15 protein-coding genes are annotated in these 17,770 nt (G+C 70.2%); 5 read left to right on the top strand and 10 right to left on the bottom strand.

Annotated features, from left to right (window positions below; all coding sequences use genetic code 11):
* Positions 1–31: 31 nt before the first annotated feature.
* The 3 genes from BJ960_RS08385 to BJ960_RS08375 all read left to right on the top strand — a co-directional run bounded on the left by BJ960_RS08385 (position 32) and on the right by BJ960_RS08375 (position 2,666).
* The gene (locus tag BJ960_RS08385) at positions 32–385 is read left to right on the top strand and encodes a helix-turn-helix domain-containing protein (RefSeq protein WP_119283892.1); all 354 of its coding nucleotides are present in this window, start codon (positions 32–34) and stop codon (positions 383–385) included.
* Positions 386–389: 4 nt separating this feature from the next.
* The gene (locus BJ960_RS08380; RefSeq protein WP_185986940.1) at positions 390–974 is read left to right on the top strand and encodes an RES family NAD+ phosphorylase; all 585 of its coding nucleotides are present in this window, start codon (positions 390–392) and stop codon (positions 972–974) included.
* 66 nt (positions 975–1,040) lie between these two features.
* Entirely contained in the window at positions 1,041–2,666 is a 1,626-nt protein-coding gene (locus BJ960_RS08375) for an HNH endonuclease signature motif containing protein (protein WP_185986939.1), read from the top strand.
* A 208-nt stretch (positions 2,667–2,874) separates the two neighbouring features.
* Here the strand turns inward: BJ960_RS08375 and BJ960_RS08370 are convergent, their stop codons facing one another.
* From BJ960_RS08370 to BJ960_RS08340, 7 genes are all read right to left on the bottom strand, one after another.
* Positions 2,875–4,401, bottom strand: coding sequence for a PucR family transcriptional regulator (locus BJ960_RS08370; RefSeq protein WP_185986938.1), 1,527 nt, complete (start codon positions 4,399–4,401; stop codon positions 2,875–2,877).
* The gene (locus BJ960_RS08365) at positions 4,395–5,432 is read right to left on the bottom strand and encodes a DUF917 domain-containing protein (RefSeq protein ID WP_185986937.1); all 1,038 of its coding nucleotides are present in this window, start codon (positions 5,430–5,432) and stop codon (positions 4,395–4,397) included. Before BJ960_RS08365 ends, BJ960_RS08370 begins: the two co-directional genes overlap by 7 nt.
* Positions 5,433–5,527: 95 nt before the next feature.
* On the bottom strand, positions 5,528–6,685 hold the full coding sequence (locus BJ960_RS08360) for an S-methyl thiohydantoin desulfurase family protein (protein ID WP_185986936.1): 1,158 nt from the start codon (positions 6,683–6,685) through the stop codon (positions 5,528–5,530).
* Positions 6,682–7,806, bottom strand: a complete 1,125-nt coding sequence (locus BJ960_RS08355; RefSeq protein WP_185986935.1) for an S-methyl thiohydantoin desulfurase family protein — start codon at positions 7,804–7,806, stop codon at positions 6,682–6,684. The genes BJ960_RS08360 and BJ960_RS08355 overlap by 4 nt, the downstream gene beginning before the upstream one ends.
* A 2-nt stretch (positions 7,807–7,808) precedes the next feature.
* Positions 7,809–9,356, bottom strand: a complete 1,548-nt coding sequence (locus tag BJ960_RS08350) for a hydantoinase/oxoprolinase N-terminal domain-containing protein (RefSeq protein WP_185986934.1) — start codon at positions 9,354–9,356, stop codon at positions 7,809–7,811.
* A gap of 63 nt (positions 9,357–9,419) precedes the next feature.
* On the bottom strand, positions 9,420–10,796 hold the full coding sequence (locus BJ960_RS08345; protein WP_185986933.1) for a purine-cytosine permease family protein: 1,377 nt from the start codon (positions 10,794–10,796) through the stop codon (positions 9,420–9,422).
* 124 nt (positions 10,797–10,920) lie between these two features.
* Complete coding sequence (locus BJ960_RS08340; RefSeq protein WP_185986932.1) at positions 10,921–12,363, bottom strand: AAA family ATPase; 1,443 nt, start codon at positions 12,361–12,363, stop codon at positions 10,921–10,923.
* 66 nt (positions 12,364–12,429) lie between these two features.
* On the opposite strand from BJ960_RS08340, the gene BJ960_RS08335 reads away from it, so the two are divergent.
* Positions 12,430–14,430, top strand: coding sequence for a vWA domain-containing protein (locus tag BJ960_RS08335; protein WP_185986931.1), 2,001 nt, complete (start codon positions 12,430–12,432; stop codon positions 14,428–14,430).
* A 56-nt stretch (positions 14,431–14,486) separates the two neighbouring features.
* Complete coding sequence (locus BJ960_RS08330; RefSeq protein WP_221936292.1) at positions 14,487–15,401, top strand: hypothetical protein; 915 nt, start codon at positions 14,487–14,489, stop codon at positions 15,399–15,401.
* Between the two features lie 30 nt (positions 15,402–15,431).
* On the opposite strand, the gene BJ960_RS08325 is transcribed toward BJ960_RS08330, so the two are convergent.
* The 3 genes from BJ960_RS08325 to BJ960_RS08315 form a co-directional block, all read right to left on the bottom strand.
* Complete coding sequence (locus BJ960_RS08325) at positions 15,432–16,499, bottom strand: VanZ family protein (RefSeq protein WP_185986930.1); 1,068 nt, start codon at positions 16,497–16,499, stop codon at positions 15,432–15,434.
* A gap of 26 nt (positions 16,500–16,525) precedes the next feature.
* Positions 16,526–17,128: a thioesterase family protein gene (locus BJ960_RS08320; protein ID WP_185986929.1), complete on the bottom strand. Its 603-nt coding sequence runs from the start codon at positions 17,126–17,128 to the stop codon at positions 16,526–16,528.
* A gap of 63 nt (positions 17,129–17,191) precedes the next feature.
* Positions 17,192–17,650, bottom strand: a complete 459-nt coding sequence (locus BJ960_RS08315) for a VOC family protein (protein WP_185986928.1) — start codon at positions 17,648–17,650, stop codon at positions 17,192–17,194.
* Between the last annotated feature and the right edge of the window lie 120 nt (positions 17,651–17,770).

Raw genomic sequence — 17,770 nt, 5'->3', positions numbered from 1 at the left:
GCAATCCTAGAATTGCGCGTAGACTGGGTGCATGAGCATCGCAGTGACACACCAGCCCGGCTTCGCCGACGGTTTCCGCATGCTGCTCGGGGCCGCCGGCAACGGCGCGCTGCTCGCCGAGTTGCTTGGCGTGAAGCCTTCGCAGGTGACTCGATGGCGGCAGGGTTCGCAGGTCCCCTCGCCCGAGTCCGCCCGATCCATCATGGACTTCGCGTACATCATTGCCCGAGCGGAATCGACGATGCACACGAAGGTCGTGCCGATCTGGCTCGATTCGCCCAACCAGTTTCTGCGCGGGTCGACCCCGCGCGAGTGCATCAAGCTGGGCCGCGTCGCCGAGGTGATCGGCGCGATCGACGCCGAGGACGAGGGCGCGTACGCGTAAGCGCATGCAGGAGCCTCACGCGCAGGAGCCACTGCGACTCTTTCGCTGCTATCCGCGGGTGGCGGGCGCCCGCCAGGGCAAGCCTGGCCACTGGTCGTTCGTGCCGCGCCCGCAGTTTCACGGCAGGTGGGACAACGCCGACCTGTACGACTCGTGGTACTTCTCGAAGACTGCCGTCGGCGCGATAGCGGAGAGCTTCTACAACAAGCGACGGTGGATCCCTGAGGTGTTCCTCACTCCGGCTGGCGAGCCGCGAGCGGTCGTGGAGCTCGAATACGCTGGTCCGGAGCTCGTCGACTTCGATGATGCGCGCGTGCTGCTCGATCTCGGAGTGCGCCCGAGCACGGTCGTCGTGCAAGACCTCGGCGTGACGCAGGCGCTCGCTAAACGAGTGTTCGAGGAGCGGTCGGGTGACCGTGGCGGCATCAGCTGGTGGTCGTCGCAGATGCCTGCGGAGACGTCCGTGTTGCTCTGGGGCGAGGGCGGCGTGCCTCCGGCTGGTCTCAAGGCTGTCGGGATTCAGGCATTGAGCGCTGAGCACCCTGCGGTTGTTGAGGCCGCGGGCAGGCTCTATCGGGAAGTCGGCTAGCGGCTCGAGCTACGTGCGTGCTCGGCCATGAGCCTAAATGTCGGTGGTTGGTGTTTAGATTTACACATGACCACAGACGCTCACTTCTCGCAGACGCAGCTCGAGGCGATCGACGCCGCGATCACGCGATTTGAGGCGCTCGAGTCGCAGCGGCGGAGGATCGAGGCCGAGCAGCTGCTGGTGCTCGGCGAGGCCCTCGACGCGGACACGGTGGTTCCCGGGGGCTCGTCGGGCGGGGCAGAGCTTGGCTTCCGGTCTCTCCGCATGGAACTCGCTACGGCGATGCACGAGAGCGAGCACACGGCAGAGCGACTTCTGCAGACCGCCTACGACGCGCGGCGGTCCTTTCCAGCCGCCCTCCAAGCGCTTGGCGCTGGCGAGATCTCCATGGGGCACCTCCGTGTGGTGACGTCCGAGGGTGCCCCGCTCACCGTCGGCGATGGAGAGCTCGAGGTAGAGAAGCGCGAGCGCTATGAGCGGCGCGTACTCGAGGTCGCCCGGCAGGAAACCCCGAATCGTCTGCGCCCGGTCGCCAGGAGGCTTGCCGCGCATGAACAGCGAGAATCACTCGAAGAGCAGCACGAGCGCGCGGCGGCGCAGCGGTGCCTGCGTCTCGTTGGAGCTGAGGACGGAATGGCCGACCTCATCGCCCACCTGCCCGCAGTGGACGCGCATGCGATCTACGATCGGGTCGCCCGAATCGCGAAGAAGACGGCGCGGGCGGGCGGCGCCGGGGGAAGCGTGGCAGGCGGTGCCGGGGGAAGCGTTATCGGCGGTGCCGGGGGAAGCGTTATCGGCGGTGCCGTGACGAACGCGTCAGGCGGCCCGAATGCACAGCCTGCATCCGCTGGCCAGCCACACCCTGGTGCGCATGGAGTCGAGGCGCCGCCTCGCACCGATTCAGGGCAAGTCGACGTGGCGCGGCGCCCAATCGCCGCGGTACGGGTTGATGTCTACCGTGACCTGCTACTCGGAGCCAATGACGACACCGCAACGGCGGCCGACGGGGTGGCTGGTCGCGTGCAGGTCCTCATCTCGGAAGCGGTGCTCCGGCTTCGTTCGCCTTTCGCAGGAGCGGTCGCGCGGTCAGGAGCCGGAGCTGGGGCCCGGGACGACGGGGAAGCCGGGGAGACCTCGGAGGTCGGAGAAACCGTGGAAACCTGGGAGACCGGAGGAATCGGCGAAGCGTCGGAGGCCAATGAAACTGGGCCACCGCGGTCCGGCCCCGAGAGCGACGAAGGCTCAGAAGCTGGGGGCGAAGGTGAACGCGTCGCCGAGCTCGTCGGATACGGGCCGCTCGCAGAGGGGGTCGCCCGGCGCGTTGCGGCGGAAGCGACTGCCTGGGATCTGCTCGCGGTCGACTCCGCAGGCAATCTCCGATCCGTCGACCGATACCGGCCAACTCCGGCGATCAGACGATATCTCGGTGCGCGCGACCAGCACTGTCGGGCCCCGGGCTGTCGAGTTCCGACCCACCGGTGCGACGTCGACCACACTGTCGCGGCCGAGGATGGCGGGCCGACGGCTGTCGAGAACCTTGCGCACCTGTGCCGCGGCCACCACATGCTGAAGCATCACTCGGACTGGCGCGTCGAACAGGAACCCAACGGCACGATGGTATGGACCAGCCCGACCGGCAGAACTCACCGAGACACTCCCGCGAGTCGGGTGCGGTTCAAGCGAGCGGACTAGCGTCGGGGGTGCTCGGCCGGAATACCTCCCGCTGTCTCCCCACGCAGGACTCCCCGCTGTCGCCCCACGCAGTCCCCCCACGTAGTCAAGCGCTGGACTCGCCGCGACTGCAGTGCCCGCTGGACTCAGCACAGTGGCCGTACCCACCGCACCCACAGCACCGACCGCGCCCACAGCACCCACAGCGCCCACAGCACCGACCGCGCCCCTAACCCCTCGGCGCGAGCACCGCCCGACACGCGAGGTGTAGCGCGAGCCGCGTCTCCGGTGAGGTCAGATCCGCGCCAACGAGTTCCTGCGCGCGCTGCACGCGCTGCGAAACCGTATTGCGATGCAGACCGAGGGCCGCGGCAGTCGCTTGGATGCCCGACTCGTGGTCGAGGTACGCGGCGAGGGTGTCGAGAAGTTCTGGCGCTTCGGTGAGGAGCGGAGCGAGCAGCGACTCGGCGGCAGGCAGAAAGGTGTCAGTGCCCGTCCATGCGAGGAGGAGCTGCTCGAGCCCGAGGCTGTCGACACGCACCAGATACCCGGAGCTTGAGCGCGACGTCGCGATCTTCGCCGCATCGCCGGCTTCGTTGAGCGTCCGGGCGAGCCCGGTCTCGCCGCTCTGCAGCGACCCGATGCCGAGCGCCACGTCGCGTGTGCGGCGTAGCTGCTGGTGAACGCCGTTGAGGGCGCCCGCGAACCGTTCCACCTCGCTTGAGGCTGGTGGGTCAGTGAAGGTCAGCCAGCCCAGCACGCCACCTCCGCTGAGCGCCACGCGCGACTCGACCGAGACGGCGGCGAGTTCGTGCGAGACCGCGCGCAGCAGCCCCACTGGATCGACGCGGGTGCGGGCCGTGAATTGGAACCCCAGGTGATAGCCCGCTGTCCGCCAGCCCTGTTCGGCCATACGCTGGTGGACGTCCGGGTCGCGGACGCCGCGGAGCTCAATGAACGCGCGAAGCAGGTCGGCTGAGGAGGACGCGTCGTTCACTGTGTCGAGCTCGTCGATCAGGATCCGCGCCGCCACGGCCGGCATCATGATCTCCGCAACCGTGGAGAGCGCGCGCAACTGCACGTCGCTGAGCCCGGCATCAAACACGGCGAGCCGCAATCCGCGCCGTGTCGAGCTGTCGACCCGCACCGAGGCCGCGGCCGCGTCGCCGACGCGCGCGACGCTGATCCAGGGCGTGAAGGACAGTTCGGCGTGCAGCTCGGGAGAGAGCACGCCACCGGCCTGCTGCACTGTTCGCGCGGAATCGATGAGGGCGATCCCGTGGCCGATGGCCGCGCACAGGTGCCCGAGCAGGTCGGCGAGGTCCGCCGCGGGGTATTCGAAGGCCTGCGCGACCTTGCGCACGTAGTCGATGGTCAGCGCGTCCCTGGCTTGCTGAAGCTGCCAGCCGGCGCGGGCGAGCGCGATCGGACGGTCCACGCCAAGCAGCGTGAGCTCGAGCCTGTCGGCGAGCTTTCGTGCGCCGGGGCCCGCGAGCGCGGCCCCGGGCAGCGCGAGGGCTGCGAACCCGCGGTCGCGGACGCGCCGCACGAGTGCGTCCTGCTGCCAGCTCGTGCTGGGCAGCGCGGTGGTGAGGACGAGCAGCCCCTCGGTGGCGCTCTCGGGCTCGTCGACGGTGAGGTTCTGCCACGTGCCTGTCGACGGGCCGGCGATGTGGGTGAGGCCGCCGCTGTCGGGGTGTGCGAGCAGGCCCGCGAGGTCGAGCGTGGCCTGTGGGGTGCGCGGGGTGGTTACCATTCGGGATCCAATCCGGTCAGGCCGTACGACGACGGAAAGAGTTTCGCCGCGCGCTGGGGGAAATCGCGCCACCAATCGTCGGCGGGGCGGGTCAGGATCGCCACGTGCCGGTGCAGCCGCAGATCGGTCACCTCGATGAGCTCACGCGAGAGCACGTCGACCGCGACGATGTACTCGGGCGCGGCCGCGACAGTCTCGCCGTCGACGAGTACAGCGAGGTGTTCTGAGCGCGACACGAGCCGGATCACGGAGCCGTTTCTCCCGGCGACCTCGGCGGCGTGCACGTGTGGGTCGCGCGAATCCTGCGTGAGGCTCACGATTCTTCCTTCGCCAACGAGCGTGGCACCGAGCCTGTCGGCGAGCGTGGAGACCGGGGCGCTGGCGGTCTCGAGGAGCGCCCGGCCGAACTCGAGGGAGCGCGCGAGATGCCCGTGGAGCGAGGCCGTCTCGAGATCGCGGGTGGTGAACCCGGCAAACAGCACGGCGCCCGCGCCACCGGACTGGATCATCGCCGCCCGCATGAGGCCGTCAACGTCCTTCGCGCGTTCGGAGGTGATGAGGGCGACGCCGCCGGCACCCGTCGAGCACACGGCGAACAGGCCGGGAAGCCGCGCGATGTAGAGGCTCGTGCGGTCAAGCGTTGGGACGGCACGCCCGCTGCAGTCGGCGTCGATGATGAGGCGTTCGCCGGCGAAGAGGAAGGGCGTCAGCGCGTTCATCCCGCCGGCCTCGAACGAGCATGCCGCCTCAAGCCTCGCGCCGATCCACCGCTCGGCGACCGCGATGAGCTGGCCGAAGTCGTCGTGTGAGGGGAGTCGTTCGCTCAGCAGGAGCGTCGACCCGGCGAACGCGGGCGCGAAGCACTGAGTCTCCGGCGGGAGGTCGGCCGGGAGGAACGTCTCGATCGGCTCCGAGAATGCCGAGCGGACCATGAGCTCGGTGAGCTTGGGGGAGCCGCCGCCGCCGGTGCCGCAGAACGATGCCCCCGCCGAGAGCAGCGGGAGGTCGGCCGCCGTGAGGGTGAGAGCCATGTGATCAAGCGTAGATGATGCTGCCGCGCGCGGAACTCCGCGGGGTGTGGGCGCGCGCTGTCACGCAACGCACGCTCACACCCCGCACCCGGCCGCTACCGGACGGGAGTCCCGGAACCGTCCGCGGACCCAGCGTCCGGAGCTCCCGCGATCGCAGCGCCTGAGAGCGATTCGACGGGCACGAACGATTCCGACAGCCCGAAGGCGCTCGGGCCGAACGTGTCGAGCGCCTCGGGGATACGCATGAGGTCGGGCGTCGAGATACCGAGCACGCGAACCCGCTGGCCGTAGCGCAGCCCCTCCGTCGTAATCGGCTCGGCGGTCTCGTGGTCGACGATGCAGATGAGGTCGGGAACGATCGCCAGCAGCTCCTCCCCGCGGTACGCGGTGAGGTTCTCGTTTTGGAAGGCGATCACCACGGGCTCGCCGGAGCCGTCCACCGCTTCGATGACCGCTCTGCCGCGCGCGAAGCCCTCGGTCGTCCGGCGCTCGACGTCGACAACCTTGCCAACGTGCAGCTCGCGCACGTGGGAGTACAGCGTCGTCGACAGCGCGTCGGTGAGCGCAGCGAAGGGGGAGCGGTGCTCCTCGCGCGCGATCCTGATCGCCCGCCCGAGCGCGAGCGCCATCGAGAGGGTGCGCGGGATCGCCGTCCGGCGTACGTCCGCTCCGGTCATGGCGTACTCGGCGATGTGGCCGACGCCGCCGAGCCGGATCGTGATCGCCCGGGCGAACGATTCCATCTGGCGGTTGTCGCTGCCGGTGTCGATGATGACGTGCTCCCCGCGTTCACCGGCGAGTGCGAGCGGCGACCCCTGCACGCCGTAGACGGCGAACGTCTCCATGGAGAGCTCCGGGAACGCGCGCCCCATGCCATCAGCGTCAACAACCGGGAGGCCGGACTCGGCTGCCACGATAAGCGGGATCATCGAGTTCACGCCGCCGCACTCGATCGGCATGGTGGCCTCCGCGGTCCGCCCGAGATGCGCCTCCAACGTGCGGAGCGCCGCGAGCGGCTCGGTGCCGGCGGGAATCTTCTCGACCATCACGGTCGGGGCGCCCATCTGAGCGGTCGGGATCACGAACATGTCGTCGGGGAGCTCGTCGGGGTCGAGGATCGTGATCCCGCCGCCCCCGAGGACCTGCTGGACGAGCATCTGCCCAATGTATGGGTCGCCCCCGCCGCCCGTGCCAAGCAGCGTGGCGCCGCGGGCGAGGTCCGGGAGGTCGGCCGCGGTGAGGGTCCAGCTCACGCCGTCACCCCCGGAGCAGCGGTGGTCGCGGCGTCTGCGATCGGGCTGCCCGGGCGCACCGAACCGTCGAATCGGTGCGGTTCCAGGTCGTACCCGAAGTACCGCGGGCCGACCATCTCGATGGCCGCCGGCGAGTGCCAACGCTCGTCGGCGGGCGCCGCGATGACGCGCACGCGCTGGCCGTAGCGGAGGCCCTCCGTGGTGACGGGCTCGCCCGTCTCGTGGTCGAGCACCATGATGAGGTCGGGGGTGGTGGCGAGCACCTCGCCGTCGAGCTCCGCGATGAGATGCTCGTTCTGGAAGAGGAGGGTGAGGGTGCGGCCGTCCTCCTCGATCGTCGCGCGGCCGCGAGCAAAGCCCGCGGTTGTCGCGCGCTCGACATCGGTGACCTTGCCGCCGTAGAGTACGCGGCCCCCGAGGATCTCGGTCGCCCGCTCGACGGCGTCGACCTTCTCCGCGCGTGCGTCGACGATGCCCTTGCCGACGTTTACGCAGAGCGAGAGCGAGTCGGCGACGAGGGCCTTCTTCGCGGTCGCGCCTGACATGTGGAAGCCCGACAGCATGATCGAGCAGCCCATCTCGACGGCCGCGACGCGGATGATCCGTTCGCCCCACGCGTTGTCAACGGTGCGGAGCACGCCGACGTTGCCCTTCTCGTCGGAGTACGCGAGTGGCGATGAGGTGACGCCGTACAGCGTCGGGAGCACCATCTGCAGCTCGGGGAAGGCGCGGCCCATGCCGTCAGCGTCCAGCACGGGCAGACCGGTCGCGGCGGCCGCGGCGATCGGGATCGTGGAGTTCACGCCGCCGACCTCGATGCACATGATGTGCGTGATCGGCCGGCCGTAGTGCTCGCTGAGCTCCGTCACCGGGCGCATGACCTCGTCGAGGCTCGGAAGCTTTTCGACCATCACGGTCGGCGCGCCCAGCATCGAGACGCAGGCGACGACCGCGTCGTCGGGAAGCTCGTCGAGCGTGACGACGGTGACGTCACCGTGCCGCCGCAGCGCCTCCTTCGCGAGCAGGCCGCCAATGTACGGGTCGCCACCCCCGCCGGTGCCGAGCACGGCGGATCCGCGCGCGAGGTCGTCGATGTCGTCGACGGAAATCGTCCAGCTCACGGTTAGCCCTCCATGCTCAGGTCGCCGACCGCCTTCACGCGGATGCGCGTGGCGTTGCCGGGCAGATACGGGATGGGTACCTCATCGAAGTCGATGATGGCGACGGTGTCGGGCTTTGCGCCCGCCGCGACCGCCTTTTCGACGGCCTCGGCGCGCACCTCGGCGATCGTCTGTTCGCGCTCGCCCGGCGCGATCGAATACACCTTGTCGATCTCGCCGCCGACCTGCGCAATCGAAGCGCCGATCGCGTTCGCGACGGCGTAGTTCTCGGGCTTAGAGACCTCGCCGAAGATCGGGAGCACGTCGGGCAGCAGCACGGAGCCACCGCCGACCGCGACGACCGGGATCGGCTCGGGCGACGTGCGCATCCGATCGACGGCCTCGGCGACGCGCTCCGCAATCCGGTCGAGCACGCGCTGCACGAACGCCGGATCGAGGTGGGTGACCTTCGACGCGTCGCCGATGTTCGCGCGGCCGGCAGCGACCGCGATGTCGGTCGCCGTGAGCACGTCGCCGCCGAACACGAGCGCATCGGTGGAGAGCCGGTAGCCAACCGACTCCGGCCCGACCTCGGCGGTCTCGGTGTCGACGATGCTGCCGCCGCCGATGCCGAGCGAGAGCACGTCGGGCATCCGGAAGTTCGTGCGCACGCCGGCGACCTTCACCTCGTTCGCGGTCTCGCGCGGGAACCCGTTGATGAGCAGCCCGACGTCGGCCGTGGTGCCGCCGACGTCGATGACCGCGCAGGTCTCAAGCCCGCTCGTGAGCGCGGCGCCACGCATCGAGTTGGTGGGGCCCGACGCGAAGGTTGCGACGGGGTAGCGGCGCACGTAGTCCTCGTCCATCAGGGTGCCGTCGTTCTGGCTCAAGAAGATCGGGGCTTCGATACCCTCGGCGCGGACCGCGGCGGTCAGGCCGTCGACGATCTCGGACGCAAGCTCGCGCAGCGCGGCGTTGATGACAGTTGCGTTCTCGCGCTCGAGCAGTCCGATCCGCCCGATCTCGTGCGACAGCGACACCGCGACGTCGTCGCCGAGCACCTCGGAGACGATGCGCGCGGCCTCGACCTCGAGGTCGTGGTTGACGGGGCTGAACACCGACGAGATCGCGACCGAGCGGATCCCGTGCTCCCGCATGTCCGCGGCGTGGGCGCGGAGTTCCTCGGGGTCGAGCGGGCTGATCGGTCGCCCGTCGAACTCGTAGCCGCCGTGTGCGAGATAGCTGCGGGCCTCGATGGCGCCCTTGAGCTCCGCTGGCCAGTCGACGAGCGGCGGCAGCGCCTGGGTCGCGGGCAGGCCGAGGCGGAGCGCCGCGGTGGGGGCGAGGCGCTTGGCCTGCACGAGGGCGTTGATGAAGTGCGTGGTGCCGATCATCACCGCCGTGATGTCGGCCCCCTCGAAGCTGTGCTTGTCGCGGAGCCCCTGGATGGCCTGGATGATGCCCGCCGTCACGTCAGGGGTGGTGGAGTGCTTGATGCCGACGAGCGTCTCGCTGCCGTTCATGAGCACTGCGTCGGTGTTGGTGCCGCCGACGTCGATCCCGATATGCATGATTCTCGCTTTCGCTGTGTGTGGGAAGAGGTGGGGCGGCCGGAAACCGGCCGCGCATGTGGGCTAGGCCGTGCCAGCTGTGTCTGCTGTGCCAGCTGTGTCTGCCGTGCCTGCCGTGCCGTCTGCAGACTCGGGCTCGCGGGTCTGCACGGTGCCGACGGGGCGCACCCAGCCGAGCTTTCCGGCGACGATGTAGAGCACCATCGAGATGAGCAGCGAGAACACGGCGGGGATGCCCCAGGTGATGAAGTAGCCGGCGACCGAGGAGACGAGCCAGATGATGATCGTCGCCGGGACGAGCCGCGGTGCCGTGGCCGGGAGGCGGCCCTCCGCGCGCGAGGCCTCGAGCTCGGGGCGCCAGATCTTCACGATGAAGTACTCGGCGACCATGATGCCGGCGATCGGCGGGAACGCGACGGACAGCAGGGTGAGGAACCCGGTGAGCTGGCCGAGGATGCCTGCGGCGGCAAGGACCGAGCCGACGACGCCGAGCACGACCGTCGTGGTGACTCGGTTGAGGTTCTTGCCGAACGCCGTCGAGATGAAGTTCACGAGGCCGAGCGTCGACGAGTAGAGGTTCCAGTCGTTGATCTTCAGCGTCCCGGTGATCACGATGAGCAGTCCGACGAAACCGACCGAGGAGGTGATGATGGCGACGATGTCGCCGCTCGCCGTGGCGTGCGCGAGCAGCACGCCCGAGAGCCCGATGACGAACTCGCCGAGGGTCACGCCGACGACTGTCTGCTTCACGACGTCTGGCCCGGTGCGGTTGAACCGCGTCATGTCGGCCGAGATGATCGCGCCGACGATGAGGCCGCCGGCGACGATGCCGGTGCCGGCCCACACGCTCATCGCGGGCCCGGGCGGCGGCCCGGTCATGAGCTCGCCGATGTCGTGCCGTGAGAGTTCGCTAATGACGGACCAGCCGACGAGGATGAGGAACAGCGGAACCGTGACGTTCGCGAGGAGCTGCATGCCCTTGAACCCAAATGCGACGATTGCGGTGACCGCGAGCCCGAAGAGCAGGCTCCACACCCACACCGGGAAGATGCCTGGCATGAGGTTGTCGAGCGACTGGGCGGAGATTGCGGACTGAATCCCGAACCAGCCGATGAGGCTGATGCCGATCGCGAGCCCGACGAGGGAGGCGCCGACCTCGCCGAAGCCCGTCCACTTCGCGAGCAGCGACGTGTTCAGGCCCTCGCGCTGGCCGATGAGCCCGACGAAGACGATGACGACTTCGAGGATCAGCGAACCCAGCAGGAACGCGAGCACAGCGTCGCCGAAGGTCATCGCATAGCCGAGGGTCGCGCCGAGCAGGAACTGGGAGAGCGCAGAGACCTGGCCGAATCGCTGCACTGCGATCCCGAACCAGTGCTTGCGTGAGGACTGGGGCACTCTCGTGAGCGCGAAATCGTCGCCGTGCGTGCTGCTTGCCATGAGCATCCTTGCCTAGGAATGGAAGTGGGTCCTCGCCAGGCTATGCTCGGGCGGCAACCCCGTCAGTGGGCGCATTGCACTTTGTTGACGCTCTCATGTGCGATGTGCACACGAACGGCCACGGTCAGTTGGCGGGGACCCGGGCTGCGGCCAGGAATCCCTGTGAGCGCAGGATGAGGCTGAGTACCTGGCGATCCTCCGCGTGCATCACGCCGTCGACGAACCGGCTGAGCGCGTGGTCGAGGGTGACCTGCCCGGCGCTTCCGGCAACCTTCTGGACGATCGCGACGAGCGTCCGCGGCGCGAGCACGGACTCCTCCAGGCCCGGCCGGCCATCGATCTCGCGCTCCGTCGACACGAAGCGACCGAAGCCCTCCCCGTGCGCACCAGCAAACACCTGCTGGCTGATGAACGCGGCGCGCGCGACGCGCTCGAGATCGTCGGTGGGCAGCGGGACGTTTCCGCTCGCGTCGGCGATGGCGGCGGCCGCGAGGAGTGCGTTCTCGCGCGGGGCATCCGTGTACTCGAGGCCGGCGTCGGGGTAGTGCACGCGGTAGCTGTTCGCGCCGAACCTGTTCACAAGCTCGGCGCTCATGCGGTCGATGCCGCGGTACCTGTGCGGCGTCTGCTCATTCGCGGTCGCGAGGATGGCGAACCCCTGGGCGATCTCGACCGCCTCGCCATTGTTCTCCTGCACGGCGAACGACTGCCCCGGCCGCAGCTGCAGGATGCGGTTGAGCCGCTTGAGGAACTCGGCGGGCATCGCGTTCACCTCGTCGAGGATGACGGGTCGCCCCTCGGTCATTGCGCGGAGCAGCGGTCCGGGCACGAAGACGCTCACGGTGGCGCCACCGTCGGAGCGCAGCTCGTGACTGCCGATGAGCTGCGAGCTCGTGATGTCCCCGTACCCGGAGACGAGCTCCGGCTCGCTGCCGAGCTCGACGCGCGAGAGGTACTCGGCGAGCGCGGTCTTCGCGCCGCCAGTCTCACCGAGCAGCAGCAACGGCTCTCCGCGGGTGAGCGCTGGCGTTGCCTCAGCGATGATCGCGCGCATCTGGCCGGTGAGGAGCAGCCCGCGACGCAGCTGTGCCCGGGCCTCGCGGACGCGGATTGCGGCGAGCGCCGCGAGCGCCCCGTCGCGTGCCTCTTCCGTCGTCAGGCGATCCTGCAACGCGAGCTCGCGGTCCGCCTCAATTCTGTCTGCGCGTCCGTGGAGGGTCGCGACGAGGAGCGCCTCGGCCTGGATCAGCGATCGCCCGTCGCGCGCGGCGTCCGTGGCGACCGCAGCCGCCTGCTGCCGCAGCTCGCGCGCCGCCAGGGTCGCGCGCCAGGCGGTCACCGCGGCGCGCAGCGTCGCCGCGCGCTCAGTCAGTGCGCGGTCAATGATCTCCCTGCTCTCGGGGTCGTCGTAGAGCGCCTGGAGGCGCCCCTCGAGCGCCTGCTGCGCGTCTGCGGCGAGCGCTGCGCGTGGCGAGGTTCCCCCGGCGGCGACGCGGCGGGTGCGCGCAAGCTCCCGGCTGACGTCTGCGGCCTCGGCGAGCACTGGATTTGCGTCGTACGAGAGCATGCTGCCACGGTACCATCAGGCGGTGAGCCGAGGCCGCCAGCTGGCGTTCTCGGTAATGTGGTGCGCATGGAGCATGAGCGGGGCGAGTCCGAGACGCGCGGCGCGCTCGCGGCTGCCGCAGCCGTCCTCGGCATCCCCGTCGTCGTGCACGACGGCGATGCCTGGAGCGTGCGGGATGGGGTCGCGCACGTCGGGCTCGGCTGGGCTACCCAGTCGGGCGACCCCGACGACGTGGTGGCCCGCGCGCTGCTCCTGCTCTGGGAGTCGGTGCGCGAGGTGCGGGTCGCACCGGCGCGCCGCAGCCGGCGGCTCGCGTTGAGCAGAGCGCGCCCCGAGCTTGAACCGCTGCTCGCGGCACTCGACCGGCTCCTCGCGGCGGCAGAGCTGCTCGCCGCGCTCCCGAACCTGCGGCTGCCCGTCGTGCGGACGCTCGTGGCCGCGGGCTGGGCGAACCCAGCCGAGCTGCCGCGGCATCTCCAGTGGGTGTCGCTCGTGCTGGACACCGCCGCCGCGCGCTGGGCGAGCGGGGGAGCCGGGAACGCGCCCTACCGTGAATCCCTCGCCCCCGAGGTGCAGCGGGAGCTTGCGGCGCTCGACGGGGCGACAGGCCTGACCTCGGGCGCGGTGCTGCTCGCGCTCTCGCCGGACCCCCGGCGCTCGCCAATCGAACGGTTCGAACGCGCCTACGGCCTGTTCGCTCCGGCCTATCTTCGGCTGCTCGCGCTCGACCTGGCGGGGCGCGGGCCGCAGGACGGTCGAGCGGGCGCCGGCGCTTCCGCGGATCAGGATCCCGGCGCGGACGCGTTCGACAATTCCGTCGGTGCGGGTGACGAACAGGGCGACGACAGTGCCGGTGACGACGGTGCCGGTGACGACGGTGCCGGTGACGACGGTGCCGGTGCGGATGGTGCGGGTGACGACGGGGTCGACGGCGAGACCGACGGCGACGAGGCGCCGGGCGGCACCGCGACAAGCGACGACGACACCGAGCAGGCGCGCGCCGGCGACCGCCAGGACGGCGCCGAGGGCGCAGACCTGTTCGCCGCGGAGCAGGCTGGCTTCGTGGAGACCGTGCTGTCGACGCCGCTCCCGGCCTCGGGATCCTGGGCCGAGGGGATGGAGCTCCCCGAACTCGAGCGCCCAGACGATGCCGACCGCGATCCCGACCGCGACCGTCCCGACCGCGCGACTGACCTCGGCACCCCGGGCGGTGGCGGTGGTGCGGCGGCACTGTCGAGCTATCGGGATCGGGTGACGCAGCACGCCCGCAGCATTGAGCGCGTGCGCGACGTGTGGCGGCAGATCGTCTCCGAGCGGGTGCACCTCGAGCGCGGGTTCTCCCGCACGGCGGAGCCCGAAGGCGACATGCTCGACCGCGGATCGCTCGTCCGCGTCGTCGCGGATGTCGCAGCCGGAGTCGAACGACCGCGCGCGTTCCTGCGGCGCCAGCGACGCCCGAAGCGCAGCAGGCGGGAGGGCAGCACCGACTATGTGCTGCTCATCGACCGCTCCGCGTCAATGCAGGGCCCGGCCGCCTCGGCGGCCGCGACCGCAGCGCTCATCATGCTCGAAGCGCTCGCGGGCGTCGAACGCGACATCGCGGCCGAGGAACGCGCGCTCGGAATCGACCTCGAGCTGAGCCTGCGCACCGCGCTCATCGTGTTCGATTCCACGCCCCTCACGGTGAAGCCGCTCGCGGGCGCGCTCGACGACGCCGCACGCGTCGCGCTGGACGCCGCCATTCACGCTCCGCAGGGCTCCACGAACGACGCAGCGGCGCTCCGTGCGGCAGCCGCCGAGTTCGGGGTGGGCGGCGGGCCGGGTGTCGACGCGGTGTCGCGCAGACGCGTCGCGATCCTCGTCAGCGACGGTGGCACGAACGACGCGGAGGCGGCGGCCCGCGAGCTCGCTCGGCTCCGCGCGCTCGGGGTGACTGTGTTTGGGATCGGGATCACCACCGACGACCTCGCCGCGCGCTTTGCGCCCGACGGAATGCGGCTCGACGCGGCCGAGGAGCTGCCTGCCGTGCTCGAGCGCCTCGTCACCGGGGCCGGACTCGGGCGTTAGCCGGCGCGTCCGCGCGACCGACCGAACCCCGATAGGCTCGGGGCGGAGGGAACACTATGCCAGGAGATGTGGGCGCACCGGGGTCGGGGAACGAGGCTCGCCTCGCGAGGCTGCTGTTTCCAGACCTTGCCGACGAGCTTGACCGCGCGTACGCCGAGGGCCGCCGGGCCGCCGGCGGGACCGCGCCAGCACCCGGGGCCGAGGCGATGCTGGACGCCGCCGCGCTGGCCGCCAGGCAGGGGGATCTTGGCCGGGCGGCATTCGCCGGCATCGACGGCCTCGAAGCAGCGCGCTTCACCCGCGGCTTCGAGCTCGCCGGCGCGGTAGCCGGCTGGCGCGACCTGCGCGTGCCCGAGCCCGAGGAGTTCTGGGCGGCAGGCGCTGATCACGCCGCGCTCGCCCGCGCGCTCATGGCCGATGCCTCCCTTGTCGTCGTGCCGACCGTCTATGGGCTCGGGCACGACGGCTGGGTCGCCCTGTTTCGGGCCGCAGCCCGCCAGCCGGGCAGTCCGTTGTCGCTCGCCGCGCCGCTCATTCTCGCCCCCGAGGTGACCGCAGAGTTCGACCTCCTCGACGCCGTTCCCCGTGGCGTCGCCGCGGTGCAGGCTGGCGGAGTGCAGGCTGGTGCGGTGCGGGCCGGTGGGGTGCATGCCGGCGGGGTGCGTGCCGACGGGGTGTCTTGGACGCTCAGGCTGGTGCCCGCAACGCCGAAGCCGCCACTCGTCGGCCTCAGCCACTCGCACGGGCCGCACCCCACGCTGCCGGAGATCCTGATGCTGCAGCTCATGCACGTCGCCGCTGGCGAGCCGCTGCTCGACGGGAGCAGCTTCACATGGGTCCATGGCACGCTCAGCGGCGGCAGGTTCGCCGCCCGTGAACTGTTCGACACGAGCGAGCGCAGCGTCAGGGTGAACACCCGCGAGGTCGGAAACCAGGGCCCCCACCTGGGCGCCCGCCCGCCGATCGGGTAGCCGACCGGACCGCCGGGGTACGAGGGACGACTACGCTTCCGGGGCCGCCCTGAACGCATCGATGACGCGCTGACCCGAGATGTTGCCCGCGAGACCGGAGCGGTCGCGCGTCGCGATCGCCCACACCAGCACGATGAGCGCGAACAGCCCCGGCGCCCACCCGAAGCCCGCGTCCGTCAGGGCCGGGGCCGACAGCAGCTGGTAGCCGCCGATGCCGCCGATGAAGCGGAGCGGCCGTGCGAGCAGCGCGGGGACGGCGCCAGGCTTGTACCTCACATTGACAATGAAGTCGCCAATCGTGCGGCCCGTCAGCATGACCAGCGCGAGCTGGATCACGAGCGCCGCGGCCCACCCGAACGCCGGCGACGGGGTCTCGGCCACGACCGCCGGGTCCTGGCCGAGCACGCTGATCTGCACGAGGTTTCGAGAGATCTCGGCGACGACGGCGATGAAGCCCACGGAGACAAGGTCACCGAGCATTCCGAGGAAGCGGCGCCCGAACGTCACCGGGCGCGGGCCGAGCTCGCCGCGCGGGGTCACCGGCCGCAGCCTGAGCATGGCGGCGAGCAGCGCGCCGATCAGCCCACCGGTCGTGTTCACGATGATGTCGTCGACATCGAACAGTCGGTAAGCGCAGTCGTAGATGCCCCAGAGCCCGGTGAGCTGCGACGTCTCGATGAAGAGCGAGATCCCGAGCCCGATGATGGTCGTCGCGAGCACGCCGCGTCCCCACAGGAGCCGGGTGAAGAACCCGAGCGGCATGAAGAGCAGCACGTTGAAGGCGATCTGCAACACCGCGGGATTAGTGATGAGGGCCCGCGCCGAGGAGGTGTCGTAGTCCGCAATGTCGGCGACTGACGCCCCCGGCGCGAACCGCGGGGCGACGCACTCGTAGGTTCCCGGCTCCGGCAGTGGCAGCATCGTGTAGGTGAGCAGCGCACACGCGTACACGGTGAACGCTCCCCAGATGACGATGCGGCCGGGCGAGAGCCTGCCGAATCGCCGATAGTTCGCGGCGATGAGCGGCACAATGATGACGAAGAGTAACAGGCTGCCAAACAGAATGGCGATGAGCCCTGGCCAGATCCGCGCGTCCATACGGATACGCTAGCGCGTCGCGCGGGCTACCGGGTCGAGCCGGGAACCGCGTCCCACACGCTCGGGGCATCGACGCGCGTCGACGGCAGCTTCGTGGTGGCGCCCCACTCGAGGTACTCGTCAGGCACGTGAAGCGTCGCCGGGTCGGCGCCGGACTTTTCGAGGATCTCGTCGATCGGCACGACCCCGCCCGCGCGGCGCAGGATGCGGGCGCGCACGATCGCCCTGGCGTAGACCTCCGGCTCGCCCGCGATCCCGGTGCCGCGCGGCGCCGGGCGCACAAACCGCTGCTCCATGTAGACGGCCTGGTCGTCGATGCCGAGGATGCGCGACTCGATCGTGAACTTCATCCAGGGGTTGAGCGACTTGCGGTACGAAATCGTCTGGCCGACGACGACCGGATACCAGGCCTCGCGCGCGAAGAGGTCGAGGACGCCGTTGCGCTGCATCAGGTCGAAGCGGCCGACGTCCATCAGCGACAGGTACTTGCCGTTGTTCATGTGCCTGAGAATGTCGAGGTCCGTCGGCCAGACCCTGAAGTCAGAGCGCGACACCGCGCCGAAGTCGAGGCGCGGTCCGCGCGGGCCGACAAACCACCTGTGCCAAAGCGTGCGGGGGAGCATATGCATGCCCTCGATACTAGAAGATAGCCAACTCCGGGTGCACGTCCTTGGCAGGTATATACAACCCGGCTACGCGCCAACGGCGCAGAACTCGTTGCCCTCGGGGTCGCGCATGACCCACCACGTCCCGGCAGGCCCCTGGTCGACGCGCTCGACGCGCGTGGCCCCGAGGAGTTCGAGCCGGTGCGCGAGCTCCTCGAGAGTTCTCGCGTCGTCGTGGACGTCGATGTGGAGCCGGTTCTTCACGCTCTTCGGCTCGGGGACCGCCTGGAACAGCAGCCTGCGCCCGCGGCCCGCGCCGGAGACCGGATCGAACGGGTCGTCTGGGTGGCGCACCGCGGCGAGTTCGGCGAAGCGTGGCGTGCCGGCGTGCACGACCGTCGCGGCCTCGGGAAGGTCGCCGTTCCGCACGAGCTCGGCGACGAGCAGGCCGGGGTCCTCGACGACGTACTCGAGGGCCGCCGCCCAGAAGTCCGCGAGCGCGTGCGGCCTGGCGGAGTCGATAATGAGTTTCCAGTGCAGTGCCATGCCGTCATGCTACGTCGCGCCGGTCGAAACGGGTAGGCCCGGCGCCGCTCCGACAGCACGCCGCCATCAGCCTCGCTCCGTGCGCACGGTGTAAGATGGATCGGCGCGCACGGCGCACGA

The organism is Leucobacter aridicollis (assembly GCF_013409595.1).
Lineage (GTDB): Bacteria > Actinomycetota > Actinomycetes > Actinomycetales > Microbacteriaceae > Leucobacter > Leucobacter aridicollis.
The sequence above is the reverse complement of the archived record's forward strand: the minus strand, read 5'-3'. Positions and strand labels throughout refer to the sequence as shown.

Excerpts from the sequence above, each read along its gene's own strand:
- BJ960_RS08320 (WP_185986929.1), bottom strand. The coding sequence starts at position 17,128 with ATGCATATGCTCCCCCGCACGCTTTGGCACAGGTGGTTTGTCGGCCCG.
- BJ960_RS08350 (WP_185986934.1), bottom strand. The coding sequence starts at position 9,356 with ATGCATATCGGGATCGACGTCGGCGGCACCAACACCGACGCAGTGCTC.
- BJ960_RS08345 (WP_185986933.1), bottom strand. The coding sequence starts at position 10,796 with ATGGCAAGCAGCACGCACGGCGACGATTTCGCGCTCACGAGAGTGCCC.
- BJ960_RS08315 (WP_185986928.1), bottom strand. The coding sequence starts at position 17,650 with ATGGCACTGCACTGGAAACTCATTATCGACTCCGCCAGGCCGCACGCG.
- BJ960_RS08365 (WP_185986937.1), bottom strand. The coding sequence starts at position 5,432 with ATGGCTCTCACCCTCACGGCGGCCGACCTCCCGCTGCTCTCGGCGGGG.
- BJ960_RS08340 (WP_185986932.1), bottom strand. The coding sequence starts at position 12,363 with ATGCTCTCGTACGACGCAAATCCAGTGCTCGCCGAGGCCGCAGACGTC.
- BJ960_RS08375 (WP_185986939.1), top strand. The coding sequence starts at position 1,041 with ATGACCACAGACGCTCACTTCTCGCAGACGCAGCTCGAGGCGATCGAC.
- BJ960_RS08330 (WP_221936292.1), top strand. The coding sequence starts at position 14,487 with ATGCCAGGAGATGTGGGCGCACCGGGGTCGGGGAACGAGGCTCGCCTC.
- BJ960_RS08380 (WP_185986940.1), top strand. The coding sequence starts at position 390 with ATGCAGGAGCCTCACGCGCAGGAGCCACTGCGACTCTTTCGCTGCTAT.
- BJ960_RS08385 (WP_119283892.1), top strand. The coding sequence starts at position 32 with ATGAGCATCGCAGTGACACACCAGCCCGGCTTCGCCGACGGTTTCCGC.
- BJ960_RS08325 (WP_185986930.1), bottom strand. The coding sequence starts at position 16,499 with ATGGACGCGCGGATCTGGCCAGGGCTCATCGCCATTCTGTTTGGCAGC.
- BJ960_RS08335 (WP_185986931.1), top strand. The coding sequence starts at position 12,430 with ATGGAGCATGAGCGGGGCGAGTCCGAGACGCGCGGCGCGCTCGCGGCT.
- BJ960_RS08370 (WP_185986938.1), bottom strand. The coding sequence starts at position 4,401 with ATGGTAACCACCCCGCGCACCCCACAGGCCACGCTCGACCTCGCGGGC.